This window comes from Bacteroides difficilis, from assembly GCF_048319815.1.
GTDB classification, from domain to species: Bacteria; Bacteroidota; Bacteroidia; order Bacteroidales; family Bacteroidaceae; genus Bacteroides; species Bacteroides zhangwenhongii.
Genome location: NZ_CP182814.1, coordinates 1,048,502 through 1,073,004, shown reverse-complemented (window position 1 = coordinate 1,073,004; position 24,503 = coordinate 1,048,502). Strand labels below are relative to the sequence as shown.

The following is a 24,503-nucleotide window of genomic DNA, read 5'->3' as shown; positions in this document are numbered from 1 at the left end:
CTGTTCTTAAAATCCGATAGAAACTCCCATAGAGAAGGTACGTGGAGTAGGATAAACTGCTCCTGGGGTTTCGGGGTCAATACCGGAATAGTTGGTTATTATAAATAAATTGCTAACACTGAATGACAATGCCAATGAACTGATACGTGCTCTTTTAAGCCATTCGTTTTCAAAGTTATAGCTTAATAATAATGATCCGAGTTTGAAATAAGATACTTTCTCCAACATCGAGGCACGGGTGATCTGGCTACTGATTGTCATGTAATTATCCAGTCCGAGATATTCTCCATACGCATCAATGATACGCGGGTATCCATTGGTTATCGGATTGTCTTTTGTCCAACGATTCACGCGGTCTTTTGTCACGTTCAGGAAATTGGTATACAGGTCATTTTCTTGTGTAGGAATACTTTCAACGGGTGAGGATGATTCATTCAGCATAGTGTAGGATACCGGACAAGTGATATTGTTCAGTATTTTTCCTCCTAAAGAATAAGAACCTCCTAAACTCAGGTTTATTTTCTTGTATGATAAAGAGATGGAATACCCTCCGTTGGTAGGTGCATTACTGGTTCCTAAATAGAAAGCATAGTTTTTAGCTTCACCACGGTCTGCTTCCGTAGACATTGTAACGTCCGGACGGGTGGCATAAGCATAAATTCCTAATTTCTCATCAATGCCTATTACTTTTCCACTGACAATAGAACTTAATGGGTAGCCTACGTAGTTAGAATTGAAAATGCTTCCATTAGGCGAGGAATATTTTAGCAACTTATTACGGTTGTAAGCAATATTGGCAGTTAATGAAAGATTCCAATCTTTAGTTTTCAATACATTTGCGCTTATTGTCACTTCTGCTCCTTGATTCAGCAGCTCTGAGGTGTTATAACTTTGAGATGAAAATCCTGTAGTGTAAACCACCGGTACATTGGTCACGGCATCTCGTGTACGTCTGTCATAAAGTTCACCTTGCAGGCGCAGACGGTCATTCAGAAAACCTATATCCATAGAGATTTTCATATCGCGTGTTTTTTCCCAGCGTAATTTGGCGTTCGGGGCATTCCGTAATGTTCCCATGCGGTAATAATCATTGTCGGCTTTGCGGAATGAGGTTTCATAATCCATTACCAATTGGGGATAAACAGACTTATTAATGTTTCCTGTATATCCGAATGCAGCTCGTAAAGATAAAGTGCTGATAATAGGTTTTAAAGGTTTCATGAACTCTTCCTGATCAACATTCCAAGACAAACCGACAGAGCCGGTAGGGTTGAATTGTTCATTGCTACCGAAATTATTCGAGCCATCGGTACGTCCTGTCAAACTGAGAATATAACGTTGCTTGAATACATAGTCTAATGAAAGGTAAAAAGAAGCGAAGGCGTCTTCTACAATACTTTGACCGGATAGCTGATCAACGATGGCTGCATACGAAATCAGGTTGTTATAGCCTATATCCATACTTTCCGGATATATAGGGATAGAAGAATTACCGGATATGGGATCATATCCATATCGTTTTTCGTAGATGCTTTTGGAATATTGTCCTCGTATCTCCGAGCCTAACAATGCGCTTATATAATGGTCGCGACCGAAGGTGTTGAAATAATGGAGCTGGCCGCGTAAATTGTAATTGGTGTTATAAGCATTGGTCTGAGTAATGGAACCGTATGTACGCTTAGATATACTACTAGCACTACCTTCAAATGGGCGGTCCTGCCAAGCGGCGTATGTGTTTTTGCCATTGATATTATCGGAGGCATTTGTTACATATCCGTAAGAGGCCAATCCTTCGAAACTTAAATTGTCTAAGATGTTAACACTTAGATTAGCGATTAATGATGCGGACATATTCTTGGTCTCGTTGGATGTTTCATTGATTTCCCGGAAAATATTGTATCCACCATCCGGTAATAATTTGTCATAAGCACCATTAGCATGAGTTATACTGTAATATGTATTGTCTGCTGCATATGATCCGTCTTCGTTGTATATTCTTTCGTATGGATTGGCAAAATAGGCATACTTGAAAGGGTCAACATTCAGTGATGGTGAAGTGGATTCCTGTATAGCCATATCAGCAGAGATACCTAGTTTCACCCGTTTGTTGGGCTTCATATCAAGTTTGGCACTTACATTGTAGCGTTCGTAATCGGTCTTTTTTACTAGTCCATTGTTTTTCGAATATCCTAAGGAAACGTAATAAGAGTTTTTTTCCGATCCTCCGGAGAGAGAAAGATAATGGCTGTTTGAAACTGAATTTTGAAATAATTCGTCAAACCAATCAGTTGTTTGTTCGCCAAGACGGGCTATTTCCGCATTTTGCTGTTCTAAGGTCATATTGGCGTATTTCCCGTATCCGGATCGAATCATGCCGACCGCGCCAATAACCGGATAGTGAGCATTATCGGCAAAACCTTTGGCAGAGAATTCATTCCACAGCTCTTGCTCCCAGGCCAGTTTCTCACTGGAGTTCATTAGATTAGCGTTGCCCGGAGGTCTTGTGACGATAGAAACATTGGCTGAATAATTAATACTCATTTTCCCTTCTTTTCCTCGTTTGGTTGTTACCACAATAACGCCTCCTGCTGCACGAGAGCCATAAATGGCTGTTGCTGAAGCATCCTTCAATACTGTGATAGATTCAATGTCGTTTGGGTTAATTCCGGAGATACCATTTGCAAAGATTTCATTGAAATCACCTGCACGGATTTGGCTGCTTGATATGCTTGGAATATCTTTCTGCAAAGGTACCCCGTCTACCACCCACAATGGTTCTGCATTACCTGTAATTGTGTTTGTACCACGAATACGTATTTTGGCCGATTCTCCCGGGCGACCGGAAACAGCTTTCACGTCCATTCCGGCAACTTTTCCTTGCATCAACATATCCAGATTGGCTGTAGGGGCTCCTTTCAGGTCTTTGGCTGTCAGTGTTGCCAGTGAACCGGTAGTACGGCGTTTGGTCGTACGTTGGTATCCGGTGACTACTACCTGGTCTAGTTCGGAGGTTTCATCTTCTAATGTGATATAGCCGGACAGTGGCTTGGTTACTCGCATGAATAGCGGTTTCATACCCACATACTTAAATTCAATCTGGGTGTTCCGGTCTACCCACAGAGAAACTTCTCCTTGGTCGTTAGCCACTACTCCCTGTGCCTTACCGGTAACTTTTACTGTTGCACCGGGCAAGGGATTCTTGTCTACGTCTACAATGGTTACTTTCACTAGAATGGTCGCATCGCCTTGCGGCTTTTGAGCGAACAGGATTGTAGCCATGCAACAGAGACAGACAAACACGAATGCTTTGAATGTTTTCTGATACTTCATAAGCTTTTTGAGTTAGGGTTAATTATGATTGATGATATCAATATGTTGCTTTACCGGTTGAATGAGATTCTCTACAAAGTAGTAGCGGATCAAATTCTGATAATAGGGACACATTACTCCATGGTCTTTCCCCGGCAGGATAAACATATCGAAACGTTTGTTGGCTTTTATCAGAGCGTCTGCCAGACGATAGGTAGATGAAGGCGGGACATTCTTATCTACATCGCCGGTGATAAGCATCAGATGGCCTTTTAAGTTCTTTGCCAGTTCCATATTGGTCGGAATCTTGGTGGAAAATACCGTTTTTCCAGTCTTTGGATCAGTCTTCTCGGTCAGTCCGTGAAATGCTTCTCCCCACCATTGGATATAGATATTGTTGTCATGGTTGCCCGAAGCAGCTACCGCTACTTTATAAAAGTCGGGATAAGTGAGGATGGCGGCTACTGTCTGGAATGCTCCTCCGGAGTGTCCGTAAATACCTACACGGTTAAGATCGATGAACGGGTATTTCTTTGCTAACTGCTCAATTACGCTTTTATCATCAGCCAACGGATAATCACGCAGATTACCGTAGCCGAAGTTATAGAAATCGTGTCCACGCAAAGGAGAACTTCCACGTGGAGCCACATTGATGACTATAAAGCCAAGCTCAGCCAGCGATTGGTTACCATTATCGTCAAGTGTGAATGATTGCGGAATCTGGTCATCTTGGGGACCGGGATACACATTGCTGATAATAGGATACTTTTTGTTTTTATCCAGTTGAGACGGTAGATACATGAGCCCGTAAAGATCTGTTTTCCCATCGGCCGCTTTCAACTTTAACAGTAAAGGCGGTTGCCATCCTGCTTTTCGCAACAGGCTGTCGTCCATGCGATTTACCTCAAAATATTGTGTGGGACGGTCGATAGACAATACATTCATTACAGGCGCCAAGTCCATACGTGAATATGTATCGATGGCATATCGTTGGTCGTCGGACAGGGTTAATTCGTGGTTACCGTTTCCCGGAGTGAGCAGCGTTTGTTTTTTTCCGTCAAAATCGGCCTTATAATAAAAGGTATAATAAGGGTTAGTATCAGGTTCGTTACCATATCCGGCAAAAATAATATTTCTTCGTAAGGTATCTATATGTACGATACTGCCTGCTACGAGGTTATCACCATGTGTGATGCGGTTTAGTAATCGTCCGTCACTATTGTACAGATAATAGTTACCTTTTCCTGTACGTTCCGACCACCAAATGAAATATTTTCCTTTCTCTATAATGCGATAGCCCGATAGGGTCAAGTTGATGTGCGGAGCACATTCTTCCGAGATAAGCTCAGTGACTGTGCCATCTGTCACGTTGATACGGCAAAGGTCTATTTTATCACCCTTACGGCTTCTGCGCGTGAAAAAAAGAGCTTCGGGAGAACGGAAATAGTCCAAAGTTACTACTTGGTCAGGATATTTCCCAATCGGTAGCATCTTCCCTTGTTCATGGTCGGCATCATACCAAAACATACGGTATTGACGCACTCCGGCATCACCGGGCATAGGCATCTTGAAGGTATTTGTTGTCGGACGTTGCCGTGCAAGGGAGTTGATAAGGCTGATTTCTTTTACTTCACTCATATCCTGCATTAGGCAGACATAACGGTGTCCCAGCCAGAATCCTTTGGTGTTAGACTCTATTGTGTCTTTAGAGCAACGGTAAGTATAGGACGCATCCTCTTTACCGTCTTTTGTCAGACGGTGTATGATTCCTGTACGGTTGTTACGTATATAGAGGTCATATCCGCATCCCAACATAGTGAAGAGTGAGTCAGAGCTATGGTACGATGGTTTGAGAACAGGGCGTTCCTTCTTTTTGTTTTCTGCCTTTATCTGTGTCAGTATTCCGGTGCGCATGTCATACACCATAGACTTTCCTTTTTTATCAAGATAAAAGCGGTTGAAGTCATTCTTCTTAAATCGATACCCGTAAAGCTGTATATTCCTTGCGTTGAGTGTGTCACCCGTGATTCTTGCATATTGTTGCACGAATTGCAGGTTATCCTTTATCATATTGCGTTTTTTACCATTCTTGGCATTAACCAGATAGTAAGAAACTCCATTATCTTCTTTTACATTATAGTAAAAATAAGAACTACCTTCAATCCAGTTGGGATAAGGTCTTTTACCTTTTATATATTGCTCCAGTGCATCAGAGGAAAATTTTTCAGCACGTGCCCAGTCCACATCGTTTACAGTACTGTTTACCGATGTGGATGTTCCTTGTGCTTGTATGCATAAGCAAAACAGCAGGCCTATAAAACCTATGACAGTATTTTTTCTCATCTCTTCTTATATTCGGTTGCTAATTTGACTGCTTGTAGTGCGTCAATGATTCCTCCGCTTGTACAACGATCTTTTAAATTGTCAGCCGGACGAACGCTCTTTATTAATATCTCTTTGATTTGTGTGGCCGTCAGCTTTGGGAAATGGGCACGTAACATTGCCGCTACACCACTTACTATGGGGGTGGCTATACTGGTTCCTTGTGATACCATGTATTTGTTGCCTACCGTTACCGAGGTGATTTCTTCTCCAGGAGCGAATACATCTACTTCTTTTGCTCCATAGTTGGAAAACTGACTTAGTTGCCCTTTCTTGTCAGAAGAACCGACTCTCAAGTAATTAGGGAATATCTTTCCTTGCGCATCCTTTGCTGAAGGAAAATAGGTGATGAGATCGATATTCCGTTTGTTATTGCCTGCCGCTTGGATGATAAGTACGTCTTTTTTGAGAGCATATTCAATAGCCTTATTTACCATGTCGGCATCGGGTGAGGTGTATTTTCCTAAACTCATGTTTATAACCTTAGCGCCATTATCTACTGCATAACGGATAGCGGTTGAAATGTCTTTGTCGTATTCGTCACCGTCAGGAACGGCACGTATGATCATCAACCGCGCTTGAGGCCAGACACCGGTAATGGCAGCATTATTGATTCCTTGTCCGGCAATCACTCCTGCAACGAAAGTACCATGGTCGCATCCTTCTGCTTGTAATAACGAATTTCCGTAAAAACGGTCTGAAGGATTTTTTAAGTCGTCGCCCATTAATAACCTTTTGTCAGCATCATGCTCGATACCATATAATCTTTTCTGCATCAAAGCAAATGTGTTGCGGTGTTGCTTATGAACATCTTTCCATAATGATTTTTTTCCACTCTTGAACATATCGACAAAAAGTGTTTGGCAGGCGTTGCCCCATGCCGGATCTTCAATAGGAAGATGAGTTAATCCATTGACTGTAAGTGTGTCTATATTTATTCCGGGAATAGTAGTCAGCACAGAATCTATCAGCTGATATGCTTGGTCTTTTGCGGCCGTATAACCCACATATTTTATATAACTCATGATACCCGCCTTCTTTTTCATCTTTTCGTAGTAGGCATATTCAGTAGTATCTTGTATATCTGCCGGATCGATATTTTTATATTTGGGATATAACCGTTTGAATTCGCGGTACTCTTCAGTTCCGGCACTGGTCATGTTGAATGTCCCGTCTTTAGTTCCGAGAAAGTTCCATCCGTGCAAATCGTCCGCGTATCCGTTTTTATCATTGTCTTTTCCGTCGATTTTTTCTTTTGGATTACGCCAAAGTGCGGGTGCTAGATCGATAGAGGTCGTATCTATACCCGAATCGATGATACCCACGATGACTTGCCGGTGGGGTTTTAGCTTTTTTTCTTGTAGAAAGTGTAGGGCTTTTTCCATATTTATGCCCTGCAATGTATCATTATACACTTTGTACCAGTTTGAATACGCTGTTGTTTGTCCTTTGAGATTGTTTACGGATATCCCTATAAGGATGAGCAAAAAGATTGGTAGTTTGAATTTTCCCATGCTTTCATGTTTTTATATTTGCCATATCTGTGGCAAATAGGATGATGGCACAAAAATACAATATAATAATTAAAAGACAATAAATCCAGCCTGTAATTTAATAAAAAGAATAAATATTCGGGAATAGCTGTGAAACCCTGTATTTATAGACTTGTATGTTAGGAATGTGATATGAGATAGGTATAGAAGACTAGAAACGCGTAAAAAGAACAAGGTAATCGTTCTTTTTACGCGTTTTTTAATATTCTACTTACACTTTGTAAGTTGTGGAATGTTCCTGTTAATCTTTTTTATGCGGATAATCAATCGTGTAATGCAAGCCTCGACTCTCTTTACGTTCCATAGCCTGTTTTGTGATGAGATAACCCACATTGATCATGTTACGCAATTCGCACAGCTCACGGGTAGCTTTGCTGCTCTTGAACAGCCGTTCGGCTTCTTCATAGAGGATGTCCAGTCGGTTCCATGCACGTATCAACCGGGTATTACTGCGGACAATGCCAACGTATGCTTCCATGATCTGGTTAACTTCCTTCATACTTTGGGTAATCAGTACACGTTCTTCATTGGAGATGGTTCCTTCGTCGTTCCATTCGGGGATATCTTCGTTAAAGTCATAACGTTCCAATACACTGAGCGCATGTTTGGCGGCAGCGTCGGCATAGACAATAGCTTCTATCAGCGAGTTGGAAGCCAGACGGTTGCCTCCGTGCAGACCTGTGCAGGAGCATTCTCCTAATGCATATAGGCGACGGATACTGGATTGTCCGTCCAGATCGACCGTGATACCGCCACAAAGATAGTGTGCTGCGGGTGCCACAGGGATGTAATCTTTGGTAATATCAATGCCGAGACTGAGACATTTCTTATAGATATTGGGGAAGTGCTTCTTCGTCTCTTCCGGGTCTTTGTGTGTCACGTCGAGGAATACATGGTCTTCCCCACGTTGTTTCATTTCATTGTCAATGGCGCGGGCCACGATATCACGTGGAGCCAGTGAAAGCCGTGAGTCATATTTTTGCATGAACTCTTTGCCGTCTTGTGTACGCAGTACGGCACCATATCCACGCATCGCTTCCGTGATAAGAAAAGCAGGGCGGTCCCCCGGATTGAAGAGGGCTGTAGGATGGAATTGGATAAACTCCATGTCTTTCACTGCACCTTTGGCACGATAAACCATAGCAATACCGTCTCCTGTAGCTACCAAAGGATTGGTCGTATTACGGTAAACAGCTTCACAACCACCTGTTGCCATCACGGTTACTTTGGAAAGGAAAGTATCCACTTCGCCTGTTGCTTCATTCAGCACGTATGCGCCGTAGCATTTGATACCCGGTGTATAACGGGTGACGATAATTCCCAAATGGTGTTGCGTGATGATCTCTACGGCAAAGAAGTTCTCGAATACTGTGATATTAGGGTGCTTTTTTACTGTTTCTATCAGACTCTCCTGAATCTCGGCGCCTGTATTATCTTTGTGATGAAGAATACGGAATTCCGAGTGTCCGCCTTCTTTATGTAAATCAAACTCTCCGTCTTCTTTCTTATCGAAATTTACTCCCCAATGAATAAGTTCGTTGATCTGTTCGGGAGCATTGCGGACTACTTTCTCCACAGCATTTCGGTCGCTGATCCAATCTCCGGCAATCATTGTGTCTTCAATGTGCTTCTCGAAATTATCTACTGCAAGATTGGTTACGGAAGCTATACCGCCTTGTGCAAAAAAAGTGTTGGCCTCTTCCAATCCGGCTTTACAGATAAGTGCAACTTTACCTTTGTGCGCTACTTTCAGTGCAAAACTCATACCGGCAATTCCGGAGCCGATGACGAGGAAATCGAATTTTCTTACCATAGTTTTGTTATTTCTCACCGCAAAGCTACAAAATAAGTTACTTCGTTGTACTTTTCGTTGTCACTAATTCATAAAATTGCTACCTTGCGGGCAAAAATCTGACAAAATGAATCGAATTTTCCATGCACGTATTGCTTGGTACCAATATTTCCTGTTGGTAGTACTTACTGTGAACGTTGTCGGTGCATTGTGGTGTAAGTATATCTTGCCGGCGGTGTTGCTGATACTTATGCTGATTGTTGTGATCGAGCAGATTATCCATACTGTCTATACGGTTACTCCTGACGGGATTCTGGAGATATCTACCGGGCGTTTTATCCGTAAAAAAGTAATTCCTATCTCTGAGATTACCGCTATAAGGAAATGCCACTCTATGAAGTTCGGACGTTTTTCGGTGACGGAGTATGTGTTGATAGAATATGGAAAGGGTAAGTTCGTCTCTGTGATGCCTGTCAAGGAACGGGAATTTGTCGAATTGCTTGAAAAAAGATTAACTGATTATATACTATGAAGTATCAACTAATTATTATTGGTGGCGGTCCTGCCGGATATACAGCCGCCGAAGCTGCCGGTAAGGCCGGTTTGAGCGTATTGCTTATCGAGAAAAATAATCTGGGTGGTGTTTGTCTGAATGAAGGATGTATTCCGACCAAGACATTATTGTATTCGGCAAAGACGTATGACGGTGTCCGCCATGCGTCAAAGTATGCGGTGAATGTCTCCGAGGTATCTTTCGACTTGGCAAAAATCATTGCCCGTAAAAGTAAAGTAGTGCGTAAACTGGTATTGGGAGTAAAATCCAAACTGACTTCCAACAATGTTACGATAGTGGCGGGAGAAGCACAGATCATTGATAAAAATACGGTTCGTTGTGGTGAAGAAACCTATGAAGGGGACAATCTGATACTTTGTACAGGATCTGAAACCTTTATCCCTCCTATTCCGGGAGTCGATTCCGTAGATTATTGGACGCATAGGGAAGCATTGGACAATAAGGAGCTGCCCGCTTCACTTGTCATCGTTGGCGGTGGAGTGATCGGAATGGAATTTGCCTCGTTCTTCAACAGTCTTGGAGTACAGGTGACGGTTATAGAGATGATGGATGAGATTTTGGGCGGTATGGATAAAGAACTCTCCGCTTTGTTGCGTGCTGACTATATGAAACGGGGAATTAAGTTTTTGCTTAGTACGAAGGTCGTTGCTTTGTCACGGACAGAGGAAGGCACCGTTGTCTCATACGAGAATGCGGAGGGGAGCGGAACAGTTGTTGCGGAGAAATTACTGATGAGTGTCGGCCGTCGTCCTGTGACGAAAGGTTTCGGACTTGAAAACCTGACTTTGGAAAAGACAGAGCGTGGTGCCGTCAAAGTAAATGAGAGAATGCAGACATCCCTTTCTAATGTCTACGTTTGCGGTGATTTGACCGGATTCTCTTTGCTGGCGCATACGGCTGTCCGCGAAGCGGAAGTTGCCGTACATTCTATTTTGGGAAAAGAAGATACTATGAGCTACCGCGCTATTCCGGGAGTTGTCTATACCAATCCGGAGATTGCCGGAGTGGGCGAAACGGAAGAATCGGCTTCTGCAAAAGGCATTCAGTATAAAGTAGTAAAACTTCCTATGGCCTATTCCGGTCGTTTTGTTGCGGAAAATGAAGGAGTGAATGGTGTTTGTAAAGTGCTGTTGAATGAACAAGAACAAGTGATTGGCGCTCACGTATTGGGAAATCCCGCTTCGGAGATTATCACCCTTGCGGGGACTGCCATTGAACTCGGACTGACAGCAGCGCAATGGAAAAAGATTGTTTTCCCGCATCCCACGGTAGGAGAAATTTTCCGGGAGACATTATAAAGTATCCAAATAAGCCGTTTTGGATCATCAAGAAAATAGGATGTAGTGGAATCTATTCATGGGGTTCCGCTACATCCTGTTTTGATTCTTCCATTTCTGAATAGAAATAGAATATCATCCGGGATTATGGATGATATGAGTTAGTGATATCAATTTATTGGAGAAGTTTGACCATCGCTTTGATTTCTTCTACAGTTTCATCTTCTGAACCGGAGAAACCTACGAGTTTGAACCGGATATTTCCTGCTTTGTCAATGATGAATTTAGCAGGAATACCTTTGGCTTTGTAGCTCTCCATTACAGGATATTTTTTTGTGGCTGTATCTTGAGTGTCAAACAGTACATTAAAGTCATATTGATGTTCGGTCATGTATTTGCTGATGATTTCTTTCAAATTTTTCTTGCTTTCAAGTGTATTGATGAAAAGAAACACCACGTCATTGTCCTTTGCAAAATAGGAAGCGGCTTTTTGCATAGCGGGGAAAGAAGCTTTGCAAGGACCACACCAGGTTGCCCAGAAATCGAGTATCACTATCTTCCCTTTCAATGATTCCAAAGATACGGTTTCGTCATTCAGGTTTTTTAGAGAGAATACCGGAGCGGTTTCTTCCACCATCTTTTGAGCCAGTCTTGCTTTCAGTTGTTCTTGGAAGGTATTCTTTAGTTTCTCCAAATATTTTTCAAATCCTTTTTCGTTTCCTTTTTGAGCTACATATGCTTCTTTTAACCAGTTGATATTTTGCGTATTGCTTCCTCCGTTTTTAATTAATTCTTCCAGAATAGGAGTTACTTCTTCATATTTTTTCTCGTAAATTAATACAGTGGCATAGTTCTGATTCATTGTAAAGTCCCTGTTCGTAGCATGTTCGTTGGCAAGCCTGATATAAGGGGCTGCCTCGGGGATATGCTTGTTTTTTATCAATACATCTGCATACATACCAAATACTACGGGATATTTCTGAATTTCTTCTTTAGTCAACGTTTTTCCCTCATTGAGTTTTAATGTCATTTGGGCAGCTTCTCCCATTAGTCGTTCTGCTGTTGCTAAGTCGTTGTTTTCAAAACATTTGGCACCTGACATAAACAGAACATCCCTTTTAAATTCCGACTCCTTTAACTGGTTGGCATATTTATCCGCTTTTTCCGTTTGCCCTTCCACGTATAGAGCCTCTACAGTGAGTGACATCATCATATTGATCATCGGATAGGCAAAGTTAGCTTTTTCCTGTTGCACCTTTTTTATGAATGATCGCATGATTTCTTCTTTCTGTGCAGCTGTCTCAGCGCGAGATACTGCCATCATGGTTTGTGTAGCTTCCTCTTTGGTGAGTGCCGTACCTGTAATTTTTCCATCCAATAGCTCCAGTAACTGTTGCCGTAGTTTGGGGTCGGACGGACGGCGGGCAAATGCATCTACAATTTTTCCTTGCTGGTCAATGATGACAATGCGTGGTACTGAACGGATACCGAAATATTTGGCCAATTCGGATTGGAAACCACCGGGAATATTAAGTTGTAATGTCGGACCAATTTTCTCTTTTACCAATGATTTCCAAGCTTTCATTAACTGCTCTCCGCTATCTAGTGACAGACTGAAGAATTGGATGTTACGACCTTTGAGTTCGTCCGCTAGTTTTTCCATATAAGGGATTTCCGCTTTGCAAGGTATGCAACCGCTGAACCAGAAATCGAGTACCATTATTTTGCCTGTATAGTTAGTTGAAGAGTATGTCTGTCCGTCGGCATCCACTCCGCTGAATGTAGGAGCCGGATTACCACGTGTGATAGTGGTGTATTTTGAACGTAGCTCGTTGTAGCGTGTTTCTAACTCTGCCAGTTGGCTGATGAATGTACTATCCGGATTATTCACAGCCTTTCGAACTGCGGATTGGTAAATAGGGAAATCCTCGGAATAACCGGCTGCTAATATTTGGTCGAGAGAACGCAGTAAGAAAGCAGCTTTTACTTCTTCGTTACTTATGTGTGTGGCATATTGGGTAAGAAAATTCAGGTGATGAGGCGGTATGTCTCCTTGCTTCTCTCTAAGTTCCATGTCGCCACGCATTAGTGTAAACCATTTTGGATAATATAAGATGGCAGGATTATCATATTTGTTCTTTTTCAAATCATCGTAAAAGCCGGCAGGTAATTCTTGTGCTTTATTGAGGAAAATACGCATTGACTGTGGACCATTGATCAGTTGATACAGATAACTACACTGATAGTACATGCTGTGTATATGTATAAATTCTTCAGGAAGTCCGGATGTACGTAACTCTTTTAATAACTGGTCGATGGCCTTACGTTGATATTCTAGCCATTCCTGTGAATAGAGAGCCATTTCCTTTGGCGTGGTGATGACGCTGGAATGTGCCTGTATATAACGGTTGATTGCGGCATTATCACCTTCGAATGTCACTTGCCCGTTATTTTCGATAATTTCAGTTTTTGAGCCCGGTGTCAAAAACACAGTATAAAATCTGGATCGACTGTCCACATAATAATAGTAGGCGGCTTTGTCAAGGGATAAAGTCAAAGTCTGTCCCGGTTTTACTTCTTCATACCCTTTAACCAGATCACTTTCGGGTTGGAAGAATACTTTCTTGTCCGTATGGGCATTGAAAGTTACAGTTGTCTTCTGGTTCGTGGAACCGGAGGCAGTTATTCTTTGGCATGGAAATATCACCAAAGCGATTGTTGTTAGAATGATTAGGATGTATTTCATCGTTTATAATTGATTGATGTTTATAATGAAATTGTCTAGACTTAGTTTGTTACGGTTTTGGATGTAACGGTAATAACCGATCCCAAATATCGTCCTTTAATTGATAGGGCAAGATCTGAAATTGTATAGTAACGGTCTTTTCCTTTGTATGTTCCGTCAGAATAGGTATAGCCTTGACTCCAAGGGTCATATACTTCCGCCCATGTGATTCCGTCTACTATCCGGTATCCTTTGATAATGATAGCATGATTGCCTTCAGCCCCTTTATAATAGGTGTTTGTATGTGGAACGGGTACTGACTGGTCGTGAATATAAGTAATGTCTTGCATTCTCATTGACATGATGATGATTTTTCCTTCATCAATCAGTTTTTTGACGAGTTCTCCATATCCCCTTGTGATCTCTTCTACTTCCAGCGACCAACTTATGAGGTCGAGATCATGTACTGCGTGGGTCGTTCCATAACTAGCCAGGCATTGGACTATAATATCGTCCGTCCATAACTCTATATCTTTATTGAATGAACGCGCCATTTCTACTGTCATTTGGGCACGTGGATTTGCCCAGTTGATAGCCATCGCTGCACAAGTGGGAGCACAATTACTGTTCGGGAATGTCGTGCTGTTATGTTGTTCCAGATATACCTCCCGTTCGGCATTATTACTTTTACTATCGGTTAGTATTTTACCTAGTCCATAAGCAGAAGTATATCCGTTATTATCTGCATAAAGTACCCAATGGGCTCGATTACTGTTTTGTGCCGTAACGATTAGTTTTACCCCTTTCGTCAAGTCGAGGGAAGTTTCTCCGTTCACTATCGTTTCTCCTGTTTCTTCCAAGCTGACGGTAGCTCCTTCTGAAGCGTTGATGTTCAGTTTGACGTTACTAAAATCTGTATGTTCGGGGAGTATGACAGTGATAGTCTGGTTGTTCTTATCGATGTTATTTCCTGCATCGGTTCCGGGGACGGAAACGGAAGTGATGTCTGTTCCGTCAAACAACCCTTCTTCTTCATCGGAACAGGCTGTGAGAATAAGCCCGATACAGCAAACGAGACAGATACCTTTGAGTAATTTCTGTATGGAAGTTTTCATCTTTTCATTATTTTAATGTAGGGTTATCAAAAATTATTTGCTGTTCTGTATCAGGTTACTGTTCTGCATGGCAGCGATGGGGAACGGGTATGTGAGCAGATGTGATTCCGGCTTCAGTGTATAGGTATTCCCGTCATATTCACGTGTCAGTGTTTCGTTGAATTCTGTACAGAAACGGCGCATATCGAAGAAGCCGTTACAGGTTAACAGCAGTTCGCGTTTACGTTCGTCGCGGACAATCTGCATGGCTTCGTCTGCTGTGTCGGCAGTGAGGTCGGCATAATATTTGCTTATGATGCGGTTCTTACGTATATCGTTTACGTATTTCATGGCATTACCTTTGTCTTCTTTACGGGCATAACATTCGGCAGCCATCAGGTATACTTCCGACAACTTGATACCGCCGCAGTTCCACCTGATCATCATATTGTTAAGCATGACGCTTCCTGGTTCTGCTGTAGGACGGGTAGGAGCGCTTCCCATATTGAATGTATAGCGCAGATCCTCTTTAGGGACAAATAGGTCCATGATAGGTTTGCGCACCATTGTCGGATGTGGAGACATATTGTTTAGTCCATGTTGGTAGAACAGATTTTCGGAATCATTGTAATCGTGAGTGAAATAAAGATTCATAGCTGCTGTACGAAACATACTATACATCCCTCCTCCGTATTCGAACATTGATTCGGGCATTATACCTTGATACATCTCATTCATTACATAATCCAATCCTGCCTGATATTCTGTATTCATATTCCATAATTTGTGTCCTCCTGCTGTTTCAGCCTCTTTGATACAGTCCAATGAAGCTTGCAAAGCCTCGTCAATCTCTCTTTTAAACAAGTGGACTTTAGCTTTCAGAGCGTAGCCGAATGATTTGTCCGGGCGAAACACATTGAGGGATTTGTGGGGCAGGTTGGGTAGTGCGTCTTCAATATCCTGCTGGATGAGGCGGTAGGCTTCGGCAATTGTGCTTTGCACCCCTTCCGCTTCCAAGTCAAACTCTTTGCGCAAGATGATTCCCCGTTCCTGTTCCGCGGTTTGCGGATCATAAGGTTTGGCGTAGGTATTGATCAGGTAGAAATAATTGTATGCACGCAAGATCTTCGCCTGTGCCATCCCAGAAGTTTTGTCTTCATCGTTTCCTTCGGATTCATTAATGTTTTCGATGATGATATTACAGTTGGCTATCTTACTGTAGCAGGCGGAATAAAGGTCGTTGGAGCCGGTATCTGTCATATAAGATGCACGGTCGAAGTCTTCATTCCAGAAGTAAGCAGCTGAATTCAGCGGATATGTATAATTTTTGATGATGCTCATATCGTGTGAGGTGACTTCCCCACACAGATACCATTCGGTTTGAAGCGGGTAGCCGTACATATCTTCCAATAGTCCCAGATAGTCACTGGTTTTGTTGAGTACAGCTTCGCCTTTGGGGACGATATCCAGATAGTCATCGCAAGAGGAGAATGTGAACGTTGCGGCAATGCAACCTAAAATTATGATTCGTTTCATAAATAGTTACTTTTTCGATTAGAAATTAATGTTTATACCCAGAATATAGCTCGGCATCAGTTTGCTTGTGCGGGTTCCGCTGTTGGCATAAAACGATTCCGGGTCGATGTCACGGTTATTGGCAGCCCAGTAACACGGGTTGTTGATCTGTGCACGCAGACTTATGTTTTTGAATCCGCTTTTTCCCAGCCATTCTTGAGGTAGGGTGTAGTTTAACCCGATATTTCGTATTTTAATAAAAGAAGCGGTGACTACATTATAGTCCGAGTATTGCCAGTGGTATTCTCTTTCTCCTGCCGTACCATAGACATTCATTGATGGGATGTCCGTATTGGTATTGCCGGGAGTCCAACGGTTGGCTATATCTTCGTGGATGGCTCCGGTAGCGGCAAGAGTACTGTTGCCTATACCGGTATAGAGAGGTGTAGCGTCTGCACGCAGGCTATGACCGGTGTAGTAGATTATCTTGGTGAAGAAGTTCAGGGATTTCCACGATAGGGACAAATCGAAAGCTCCATTCCATTTCGGATCGAGTTGCCCTGCCACTATTAATGCATTGATATCGCGTACAGGCTGAATAGATACCACGTTTCCTTCCGTATCGTATATGGATGGATTCCCATCCTCTGTTAGTCCGGCATAGCGATAAGCGTACAACGAGTTGTAGGCGTCACCTTTCAAGTAATAGTTGGTTGGGTATTGCATCATATCAATGGCATCTGTAGGTATATAGCCCACTTCTTTGATTTTATTCTTATTGTAAGCAGCGGTCAGCGTGGTGCTTAATGACCAATCCCGACTTTTCAGCCAGTCGTATGTCAAACTTAACTCTATACCTGTATTCCGCATGGCGCCATTGTTTACCCTTGCTGTTGTGAATCCGGTAGAGGGATCGAGGCTTTTGTCGGCCAACAGGTCGGAGCTGTAACGTGAATAGAAATCGAAACTACCGCTTAACTTTTTAAGCAGGATAAAGTCCAATCCCAAGTTGAATGTAGAAGTCTTTTCCCAACGGAGCAGTCGGTTAGGGGGTGTTTGGATACTGGTCAGATTGGAGCCGCTGTAAGGGGAAGTCAGGTAAGCACCCAGAAGGTAGGGCGAAGTACTTTGGTCAACGTTACCTGTGATGCCATAAGTGATGCGGAACTTCAACATATCCATCCAGGTAATCCCTTTCATGAATGTTTCGTTAGTGATATTCCAGCTTGCTCCTACCGACCATAGAGGGCGGTAACGATATTTTGGATCAGTGCCAAACAGGTCGGCCTGCTCTACACGCACACTTCCATTGAAGGAATAACGGGAGTCGTATGAATAGCCGGCGTTAAAGTAGGCGGATACATAGCGGTGATGTGTGTCCGATACTTGCAGCAGTTCGCTCAATGTCTGGCGGTTGGTGCTTAACTGTCCGACTACTCCCTGCTGTAATGTGGCGTAATCCATTTGTTGATATGTTAGTTTACCTTCGTCATATCCGTAGCGTTCGCCGAGCGTCCGACGATATTTATCTTCACGTATCTCACTACCTAGTAGAGCTGTGATATCATGTTTATCGTTAATGGTTATATTGTAGTCTAGTTGGGCACGGAAATTCAGGTATGACCATCGTGCATGATTCTCCTGCATATGACCAGCTTGCGGGACATTGTAGGTAAATCCGTTTGCACTTGTTTCGGCATATTTATTGACCAGTTCTCTCATGTAATAAGAATCGGCCTCATCGTACTGTTCCATGTTTTGTGCCCGGTTTTCATACTGAAATTTCAATCCTAAATCCAGTCCCTTCCATAATTTGAAGTTGGCATGTGTAAACATCTTCCAATACAGATCATTTGTTTTCTGCATATTGTTCATGTCCTCTTCAATAGCGTTGTAAGTCATAGAATTTAGTCCTTCAGTCTCTCCCACTGTCTGTGAGGTATAATAGTTATAGGGATATAGATAGGCAAGTGTACCGTCATCATTACGAAGTCTGTCATAAGCCATCGCATTGGTATATCCTTGGTATTTGGCTTGTCCGTATTCAGTGTTACCGATGGCGGCATTAGCTCCTACAGTCAGGTTGAACCAGTCAGTGAGGTCGAATTCATTCTTTAGGTAGAATGTATATTTGTCACTTCGGTCATTCTTGTTGTAAGAACCATTGTTTTCGTAACGGGCGGAGAAGAACATATTCGAACGTTCACCACCTTTGGATATAGAGAGATTATAATCTTGTGTAAACTTCATCTCTTGTAGAGCTTTGCGGTATTCTCTTCGGTAATCATTTTTGCGCAAAGCGTTCACGCTGCTATCCACCTCCCGTTGTGTGATTTTTCCTTGTGCCATTTCGTAGTAAAGACGGCTTATTTGGCTCATGTATTGAGGTGACTTGATGTCATTTTTATTGTTGAAATAGCTAAGAGGGTCATCCAGGTAGGTCGGATCATTGGTCATGTAGTCTATTTCATAATCGATGATGTCACTGGTAGATGCATAATGCTGATAGCTAAGTGACGGAAGCGGGGTGAGATAGAAGTTAGCGTTGATGTTGATATTCGCTTTCTTCGTTGTTCCCCGTTTGGTAGTGACTACGATCACACCGTTTGATGCTCGCACACCGTAGAGTGAGGTGGCTGCCGCATCTTTCAGTACAGTGATTGTTTCGATATCGTCTGGGTTGATTTCGTTGATACTGACACCGGTGACGGGTTGTCCGTCGAGTACCAGCAATGGAGTAGAGTTGACAGAAAATGAGGAGATACCCCGGATGCTCATGTCGCCGTTGTAGATGGTAAGTCCCGGTGTGCTACCTTCCAGTTTACTTCCCAAATTGGGTGCTTGGATTTTTTTCAGATAGTCGTTGTTGACAATGGTAGCTGAACCGGTTGCCCGTTCACGCGAGATTGTCTGGAAACCGGTGACGATGACTGCATCCAGCTGTTGCACGTCTTCTACCATGACAACCTGCAGTGTCTTTTCGCCGCTATAAACTACGTTGGTACTCTTCATTCCTATTGATGAGAAGGTAAGCACTGTGCCGTATTCCAACGGTTTCAGAAAAGAGAAACGTCCGTCAATATCAGTTACCGCCCCTTGACTTTTGTCTTGGGTGAAAATAGTAACTCCCGGAATGGAAGTTCCTTCGCTGTCTGTCACATGTCCGTTGAGTAGTGTTTTGCTGACAGACTTTTGTGGAATAGCCGTGATGACAATAGTCTTTCCTTTAATCTGATATTGCAGTCCGGTACCGGATAAAAGTGCTTTCATTGCTTCGTGTATATCCGTATTCTGCAAAGAAACGGATACGTTGATCCCTTTTAATAAGGAAGAATTATAGAAAAACTGGTAATTGTACTGTTTACTCAATTTCTCCAAAATGTTTTCTAGTGATTTTTTGTTTGCTGTAATTGTAACCGACTCCTGTTGAGTTGTCTGCGCATATATCAACGGAGAAAAGCAGGACAGCATGATTGCAATCGCCATCATTGTCCCTTTGTAGATAAACCTGCTTGTCATAACGGTGTGGAGTTTATATTTGAATTTACTGTTAATTCTTTTTTCTTATCACGTCTATTTTCTTGTCCTGATGGACCTTGAAATCCAGTTCGTGAGTTAATTGCAAGGCATCCAGTATCTCGATGAACGGTTGTTTGCGTGATAGTATACCACTGTAGCATAAATCTTTGATGTCATCGTTTACGACCATTTCAACATTATACCAGCGGGAGAGTTCTTGCGTGATATTTTCTATCTTCTCATTGCGGAAAACGAATTTCCCTTCCGTCCAGCCTGTCTCGGCCATTATATCGGCTTCGGTAGTACTGTATTCATCTGTCGTTTTACAGTATATGAATTTATGGCCGGGTATTAGTGTAGCGAGTACTTCTTGTCCTCTGCGGATATTGACGGAGCCTTCAACAAGCGTAATGTCTATTTTGTCACTTTCTTCATAGGCTTTCACATTAAAAGAAGTTCCTGTAACCTGTACGTTCAATTTGTCTACCATTATATGAAACGGACTGTCCGGTTTCGTTTTCACCTTGAAATAAGCTTCCCCTTTCAGTTTTACCTGACGTATGTATTTCTTGAAGTGCGTAGGGAATAGAAGTTCGGATGCCGCGTTTACTTGAATGGTTGTACCGTCTTCTAATGTCAACTGATATTCACCGCCAGCAGGAACTGATAGCTTATTGAACTCGTTGTCTGTATTCAAGTGGATGGCAATAGTCTCTTTTCCCTCCCGGGAATGGCTGACTAACTTTTCACCGGAAACTATAAGGTTATTCTTATTCAGTTTGACTGTTTTATTTGCTGATACGATCAGAGAAGATTCTGATGTTTCGGGAATAGAGGATATCCAATTAGTAGCTACAGGTTTCCGGACGTCATTCACCTGTGTCCATAAGGTTGCCAGACCTATTCCTGCAAGTATCAGGAAAGAAGCCGCTATGCTTGATATGATGTAGAGGCGATATTTATTGGTCCGTTTGGCTGGAAGAGTGATGCGTTTGTTAATGCTCTCTAACTCCTTGTCTACATCAATTGATTCATGGAAGGCTATTTCCTGTAACAATTTCTCCTGTGATCGTATTTCCTTATAGAGTTCGGATGAGCCTTTTTTCCACTGTTGGGCGGAAAGTGAATCCGATTCCTTTCCTGTGCAGATTTCCTTAGCCAGTTCTTCTGCTATCTGTATGCTTTCTTCTATTTTATTAATTGTCATTGATACCTTTGATTTTGCGTTATTTTATAAGTAAAACAACACAAATAAAATATGGTATGATATAAAAATCGTTTTTTTATAAAATAAGTAGTAAAAAACGTAATTCTTCCAGCTCCGTACGCAAACGGGCATAGGCATGCATCTTATGAGTTTTTACTGTAGGGACGGATATCGATAACAAATCTGCTATTTCCTGATTTGATTTATTTTGTAGGGAAAGAAGAATAATTTCACGCTCTCTAGGTGTTAATTCTTTCACTTTTCGGCGGACGATGAGAGAAACTTCTTCCCGGATAATATTTTCCTGGATGAACTCTTCGCTTTGCATTTCCTGCAGCTGTCTTTCGGCATACCTGCTTTTCACATCTTCGTGTTTGAGATGATTGAGACAACGGTTGGATATGGCACGATAAAAGAAAGCTTTGATTGTGAGGATGGAATTGAAATGCTCCCGTTGTTCCCAAAAAGAGGTAAAAACATCCTGCACGATATCGCGCGCTTCTTCCGTATTCAGGCGATATCGGCAAGCAAAAGAAAGAAATAGCGTGTAGTGGCTTTTGAAGAATAGATCAAATTCTTTCTTGCTGTTTATTCCTTTCTCTACTAGTTTCTCAATATTATTTTTTGGGAACGTTATCATTACCTTAATGGCACAAATGTATGGATTTACTTTGAGTTATGAAACAATTTTTCGGGTTTTTGCAAAAAAAACTTCTCCAAAGGCAGTTATTGTTTTTACAAACTTTCTATTTGCTACCTCCATTTTCTTTTTTAGTTATGCTTTAAAAGGAGGAATAATCGGAAAATAGTTTATATTTGTAACTTGTAATCATGTCGTTATAAATTATTCTATTATGAAAAGATTTCTTTTGCAGGTTGTAGTATCTTTCTGTTTTCTTCCCCTATGGGGACAAAAGGACTTCTCCCAAATAGATTCGCTTATCAAGCAACTGCTTCCCGAATCATCCGAAGTCGGCATATCCGTCTACGACCTGACGGCTAAGAAACCGCTTTATGACTATCGTGCAGAGAAGCTGTCCCGTCCCGCCTCTACCATGAAACTGCTGACTGCCATTACCGCCCTCTCCCGTCCCGAAGCCGATGAGCCTTTCCGTACGGAGGTGTGGCACGACGGAGTGATAGAACATGATACATTGCAAGGAAACCTGTATGTTGTGGGTGGATTCGATCCGGAGTTTGACAGCCAGGCAATGGATTCGTTGGTTAAGAAAGTGATCAGTTACCCGTTTTCTGTGATTAACGGGCAAGTGTATGGGGATATTTCGATGAAAGATTCCCTTTACTGGGGGCATGGATGGGCATGGGATGATACTCCGGCAGGTTATCAGCCCTATCTCTCTCCGTTGATGTTCTGCAAGGGAACGGTGCGGATATCGGTAGTTCCCTCTACCGTGCAGGGGGATACGGCAAGCGTCTCCTGCCAGCCCGTATCTTCTTATTATACTTTGACAAACCGGACGAGAACACGCGCTTCCTCCGCCGGAAAGTTCTCTTTCACCAGAGATTGGCTGACGAACGGGAATAATCTGACTGTTTCGGGCAATGTCACTTCGATCAGAAAAGATGATATCAATATTTATGACTCTCCCCGTTTCTTCATGCATACTTTTCTTGAACGTCTTCGGGTAGAAGGAATCGCCGTTCCTCCGTCGTATGATTTCGCCGAGTTGCCCCGTGACAGCGTGAAAGTGGAGCAGATGGCGTGCTGGAATACTTCCGTGCAGAAAGTGTTGAACCAGTTGATGAAAGAGAGTGATAACCTGAATGCGGAAGCCTTGCTTTGCCGTCTGGGCGCGCAGGCTACGGGAAAGAAACAGGTGGCGGCCGAAGACGGGATTGTCGAGATTATGAAGCTCATCCGTCGGCTGGGGCACGACCCGAAAGACTATAAGATTGCGGATGGTTGCGGACTGTCCAATTATAATTACCTCTCTCCCGCCCTATTGGTCGATTTCTTGAAATATGCCTATTCGCGGACGGATATTTTTCAGAAGTTATACAAGTCTCTTCCCGTTGGCGGGGTAGACGGTACGTTAAAAAACAGAATGAAGAGTGCGCCTGTATTTCGAAACGTTCATGCCAAGACGGGATCGTTTACAGCGATTAATACGCTTGCGGGTTATCTGCGCATGAAGAACGGGCACGAGGTGGCATTCGCCATCATGAACCAGAATGTACTTTCGGCTGCTAAGGCAAGAGCTTTTCAGGATAAAGTCTGCGCTTTCCTCTCTTTATAAGGTCTATGGTGATGTCATCCCTCCGTTAATACATTAATCCGAACAACCAAAGTGGAATCTCGTTATTGAATCCAATTTCTATGTTGTCAAGAGCCAGATATCCGTTCTCCACTCCTGCTAATTGTTTTTGAGTTTTGTTTTTACCGCCAATCTCGAAATTGTATGTCTCATTCAGTGTGAAATCTATTTGAGAGGAATAGGTAACTTTATGTTTTACGGCTGTTTGATTGAAGAAGAATGTTTCGCGGACATTTCCTATGTCTGTTTTTTCTCCTCCCAGTGCATATGCATAGTTTGTATTACCTAAATAAATCTTTTCCGGTTTTGCCAGTTGTTTGATGCCGGAAGCTTCTTTGTCGAGCAGCAAGAGGGCTTGGGCTTTTTGGAGATAGGATAGATAATTCAACAGACTGATGCGACTGACTTCTATTTCTTTGCTGAGCATTGATATATTGGGAATATATGGCACAAGTCCTGCGAGGATGGAAAATAGCTTTTTTATTTTACCAATGGAATAATAATCTATTTTTTCAGTAGAAGGTAAGTCTACATCTAGAATTGTATTCAAGGTGGCTAATAACCTCTCGTGGTACAATATTTTATCTTCTTTATAAAAAGGGAAATAACCGTAAGTTAAGTATTCGTTGAATGCTACAAGCGGTTTCAACTGTTTGCTTACGTTCATGGCCAGTTCTATATGCTTGGTCAATATATCGGAAAGCGGGAGCGCTTCCATTTTATATCCATATTCAAATTGCAGGAACTCACGGAAAGAAAGTCCGTGCAAATGATAGGTAACGGCTCTTCTTGAAAGATCGGCTTCACCTTTATGTATTTCGAGCAAAGAAGAGCCGGTGAATACTATTTTTATATCCGGAAAACTGTCGTAGATATTCTTTATTTCTCTTGACCAACTTGGGTATTTATGCACTTCGTCCAAAAACAAAGCTTTCCCTCCCATTTTCTGAAACTCATCCGCCAACTCAAATAGAGAGTGGGTAGTAAACCAAATATTGTCCAATGAAACATAAAGTGTATCATTGTCATAACCAGGGTAATGCTCTTTTATATATTGAAGCATGAGGGTTGTCTTCCCCGTTCCACGAGCGCCTGTTATGGCTATTAACCGGTTGTTCCAACGAATCTCATGATACAGATATCTTACGAAGTCTAATGAGACCCGTTCTCTTAGTTGATAGAATGTGGCAAATAGTTGTTTCATAGGAGTGGTTTATTAATTCCTCTACAAAAATACAATTGTATTCTCTAATAAACAAAAATAACCGGATTTTGTTTGC

Annotated in this window: 14 protein-coding genes; 3 read left to right on the top strand and 11 right to left on the bottom strand. The window is 42.3% G+C overall.

Going from position 1 to position 24,503, the window contains the following annotated elements; translation table 11 throughout:
* Positions 1–6: 6 nt before the first annotated feature.
* The 4 genes from ACNOGP_RS04105 to nadB form a co-directional block, all read right to left on the bottom strand.
* Positions 7–3,330, bottom strand: coding sequence for a SusC/RagA family TonB-linked outer membrane protein (locus tag ACNOGP_RS04105; RefSeq protein WP_418214130.1), 3,324 nt, complete (start codon positions 3,328–3,330; stop codon positions 7–9).
* A gap of 18 nt (positions 3,331–3,348) precedes the next feature.
* Entirely contained in the window at positions 3,349–5,652 is a 2,304-nt protein-coding gene (locus ACNOGP_RS04100) for a S9 family peptidase (RefSeq protein ID WP_186966225.1), read from the bottom strand.
* Positions 5,649–7,205 (bottom strand): S8 family serine peptidase, encoded by a 1,557-nt coding sequence (locus tag ACNOGP_RS04095; RefSeq protein ID WP_287664509.1) that lies wholly within the window; start codon positions 7,203–7,205, stop codon positions 5,649–5,651. The genes ACNOGP_RS04100 and ACNOGP_RS04095 overlap by 4 nt, the downstream gene beginning before the upstream one ends.
* Before the next feature lie 280 nt (positions 7,206–7,485).
* Positions 7,486–9,057, bottom strand: a complete 1,572-nt coding sequence (nadB, locus tag ACNOGP_RS04090; protein WP_007757178.1) for an L-aspartate oxidase — start codon at positions 9,055–9,057, stop codon at positions 7,486–7,488.
* Positions 9,058–9,163: 106 nt separating this feature from the next.
* Here nadB and ACNOGP_RS04085 point away from each other — a divergent pair, with 106 nt between their 5' ends.
* Together ACNOGP_RS04085 and lpdA are read left to right on the top strand one after the other, a co-directional pair.
* Positions 9,164–9,568, top strand: a complete 405-nt coding sequence (locus ACNOGP_RS04085) for a PH domain-containing protein (protein WP_022275818.1) — start codon at positions 9,164–9,166, stop codon at positions 9,566–9,568.
* Positions 9,565–10,908, top strand: a complete 1,344-nt coding sequence (lpdA, locus tag ACNOGP_RS04080; protein WP_418214129.1) for a dihydrolipoyl dehydrogenase — start codon at positions 9,565–9,567, stop codon at positions 10,906–10,908. The genes ACNOGP_RS04085 and lpdA overlap by 4 nt, the downstream gene beginning before the upstream one ends.
* A gap of 154 nt (positions 10,909–11,062) precedes the next feature.
* Here the strand turns inward: lpdA and ACNOGP_RS04075 are convergent, their stop codons facing one another.
* The 6 genes from ACNOGP_RS04075 to ACNOGP_RS04050 form a co-directional block, all read right to left on the bottom strand.
* Positions 11,063–13,633: a redoxin domain-containing protein gene (locus ACNOGP_RS04075; RefSeq protein WP_418214128.1), complete on the bottom strand. Its 2,571-nt coding sequence runs from the start codon at positions 13,631–13,633 to the stop codon at positions 11,063–11,065.
* Positions 13,634–13,674: 41 nt separating this feature from the next.
* Entirely contained in the window at positions 13,675–14,727 is a 1,053-nt protein-coding gene (locus ACNOGP_RS04070; RefSeq protein WP_186966229.1) for a C39 family peptidase, read from the bottom strand.
* A 33-nt stretch (positions 14,728–14,760) separates the two neighbouring features.
* Entirely contained in the window at positions 14,761–16,242 is a 1,482-nt protein-coding gene (locus tag ACNOGP_RS04065; protein WP_186966230.1) for a RagB/SusD family nutrient uptake outer membrane protein, read from the bottom strand.
* A gap of 18 nt (positions 16,243–16,260) precedes the next feature.
* The gene (locus tag ACNOGP_RS04060; RefSeq protein ID WP_186966231.1) at positions 16,261–19,740 is read right to left on the bottom strand and encodes a SusC/RagA family TonB-linked outer membrane protein; all 3,480 of its coding nucleotides are present in this window, start codon (positions 19,738–19,740) and stop codon (positions 16,261–16,263) included.
* A gap of 31 nt (positions 19,741–19,771) precedes the next feature.
* Positions 19,772–20,947, bottom strand: a complete 1,176-nt coding sequence (locus ACNOGP_RS04055; protein WP_186966232.1) for a FecR family protein — start codon at positions 20,945–20,947, stop codon at positions 19,772–19,774.
* Positions 20,948–21,023: 76 nt separating this feature from the next.
* Positions 21,024–21,587, bottom strand: coding sequence for an RNA polymerase sigma-70 factor (locus ACNOGP_RS04050; protein WP_186966233.1), 564 nt, complete (start codon positions 21,585–21,587; stop codon positions 21,024–21,026).
* A gap of 214 nt (positions 21,588–21,801) precedes the next feature.
* On the opposite strand from ACNOGP_RS04050, the gene dacB reads away from it, so the two are divergent.
* Positions 21,802–23,205 (top strand): D-alanyl-D-alanine carboxypeptidase/D-alanyl-D-alanine-endopeptidase, encoded by a 1,404-nt coding sequence (gene dacB, locus ACNOGP_RS04045; protein WP_186966234.1) that lies wholly within the window; start codon positions 21,802–21,804, stop codon positions 23,203–23,205.
* Between the two features lie 25 nt (positions 23,206–23,230).
* Here the strand turns inward: dacB and ACNOGP_RS04040 are convergent, their stop codons facing one another.
* Positions 23,231–24,427: an ATP-binding protein gene (locus tag ACNOGP_RS04040; protein WP_195475911.1), complete on the bottom strand. Its 1,197-nt coding sequence runs from the start codon at positions 24,425–24,427 to the stop codon at positions 23,231–23,233.
* Between the last annotated feature and the right edge of the window lie 76 nt (positions 24,428–24,503).

Bases quoted from the DNA above. Each gene is read 5' to 3' on its own strand.
- ACNOGP_RS04075 (WP_418214128.1), bottom strand. From the start codon at position 13,633: ATGAAATACATCCTAATCATTCTAACAACAATCGCTTTGGTGATATTT.
- ACNOGP_RS04100 (WP_186966225.1), bottom strand. From the start codon at position 5,652: ATGAGAAAAAATACTGTCATAGGTTTTATAGGCCTGCTGTTTTGCTTA.
- nadB (WP_007757178.1), bottom strand. From the start codon at position 9,057: ATGGTAAGAAAATTCGATTTCCTCGTCATCGGCTCCGGAATTGCCGGT.
- ACNOGP_RS04070 (WP_186966229.1), bottom strand. From the start codon at position 14,727: ATGAAAACTTCCATACAGAAATTACTCAAAGGTATCTGTCTCGTTTGC.
- ACNOGP_RS04105 (WP_418214130.1), bottom strand. From the start codon at position 3,330: ATGAAGTATCAGAAAACATTCAAAGCATTCGTGTTTGTCTGTCTCTGT.
- ACNOGP_RS04095 (WP_287664509.1), bottom strand. From the start codon at position 7,205: ATGGGAAAATTCAAACTACCAATCTTTTTGCTCATCCTTATAGGGATA.
- lpdA (WP_418214129.1), top strand. From the start codon at position 9,565: ATGAAGTATCAACTAATTATTATTGGTGGCGGTCCTGCCGGATATACA.
- ACNOGP_RS04050 (WP_186966233.1), bottom strand. From the start codon at position 21,587: ATGATAACGTTCCCAAAAAATAATATTGAGAAACTAGTAGAGAAAGGA.
- ACNOGP_RS04055 (WP_186966232.1), bottom strand. From the start codon at position 20,947: ATGACAATTAATAAAATAGAAGAAAGCATACAGATAGCAGAAGAACTG.
- ACNOGP_RS04060 (WP_186966231.1), bottom strand. From the start codon at position 19,740: ATGACAAGCAGGTTTATCTACAAAGGGACAATGATGGCGATTGCAATC.
- dacB (WP_186966234.1), top strand. From the start codon at position 21,802: ATGAAAAGATTTCTTTTGCAGGTTGTAGTATCTTTCTGTTTTCTTCCC.
- ACNOGP_RS04040 (WP_195475911.1), bottom strand. From the start codon at position 24,427: ATGAAACAACTATTTGCCACATTCTATCAACTAAGAGAACGGGTCTCA.
- ACNOGP_RS04065 (WP_186966230.1), bottom strand. From the start codon at position 16,242: ATGAAACGAATCATAATTTTAGGTTGCATTGCCGCAACGTTCACATTC.
- ACNOGP_RS04085 (WP_022275818.1), top strand. From the start codon at position 9,164: ATGAATCGAATTTTCCATGCACGTATTGCTTGGTACCAATATTTCCTG.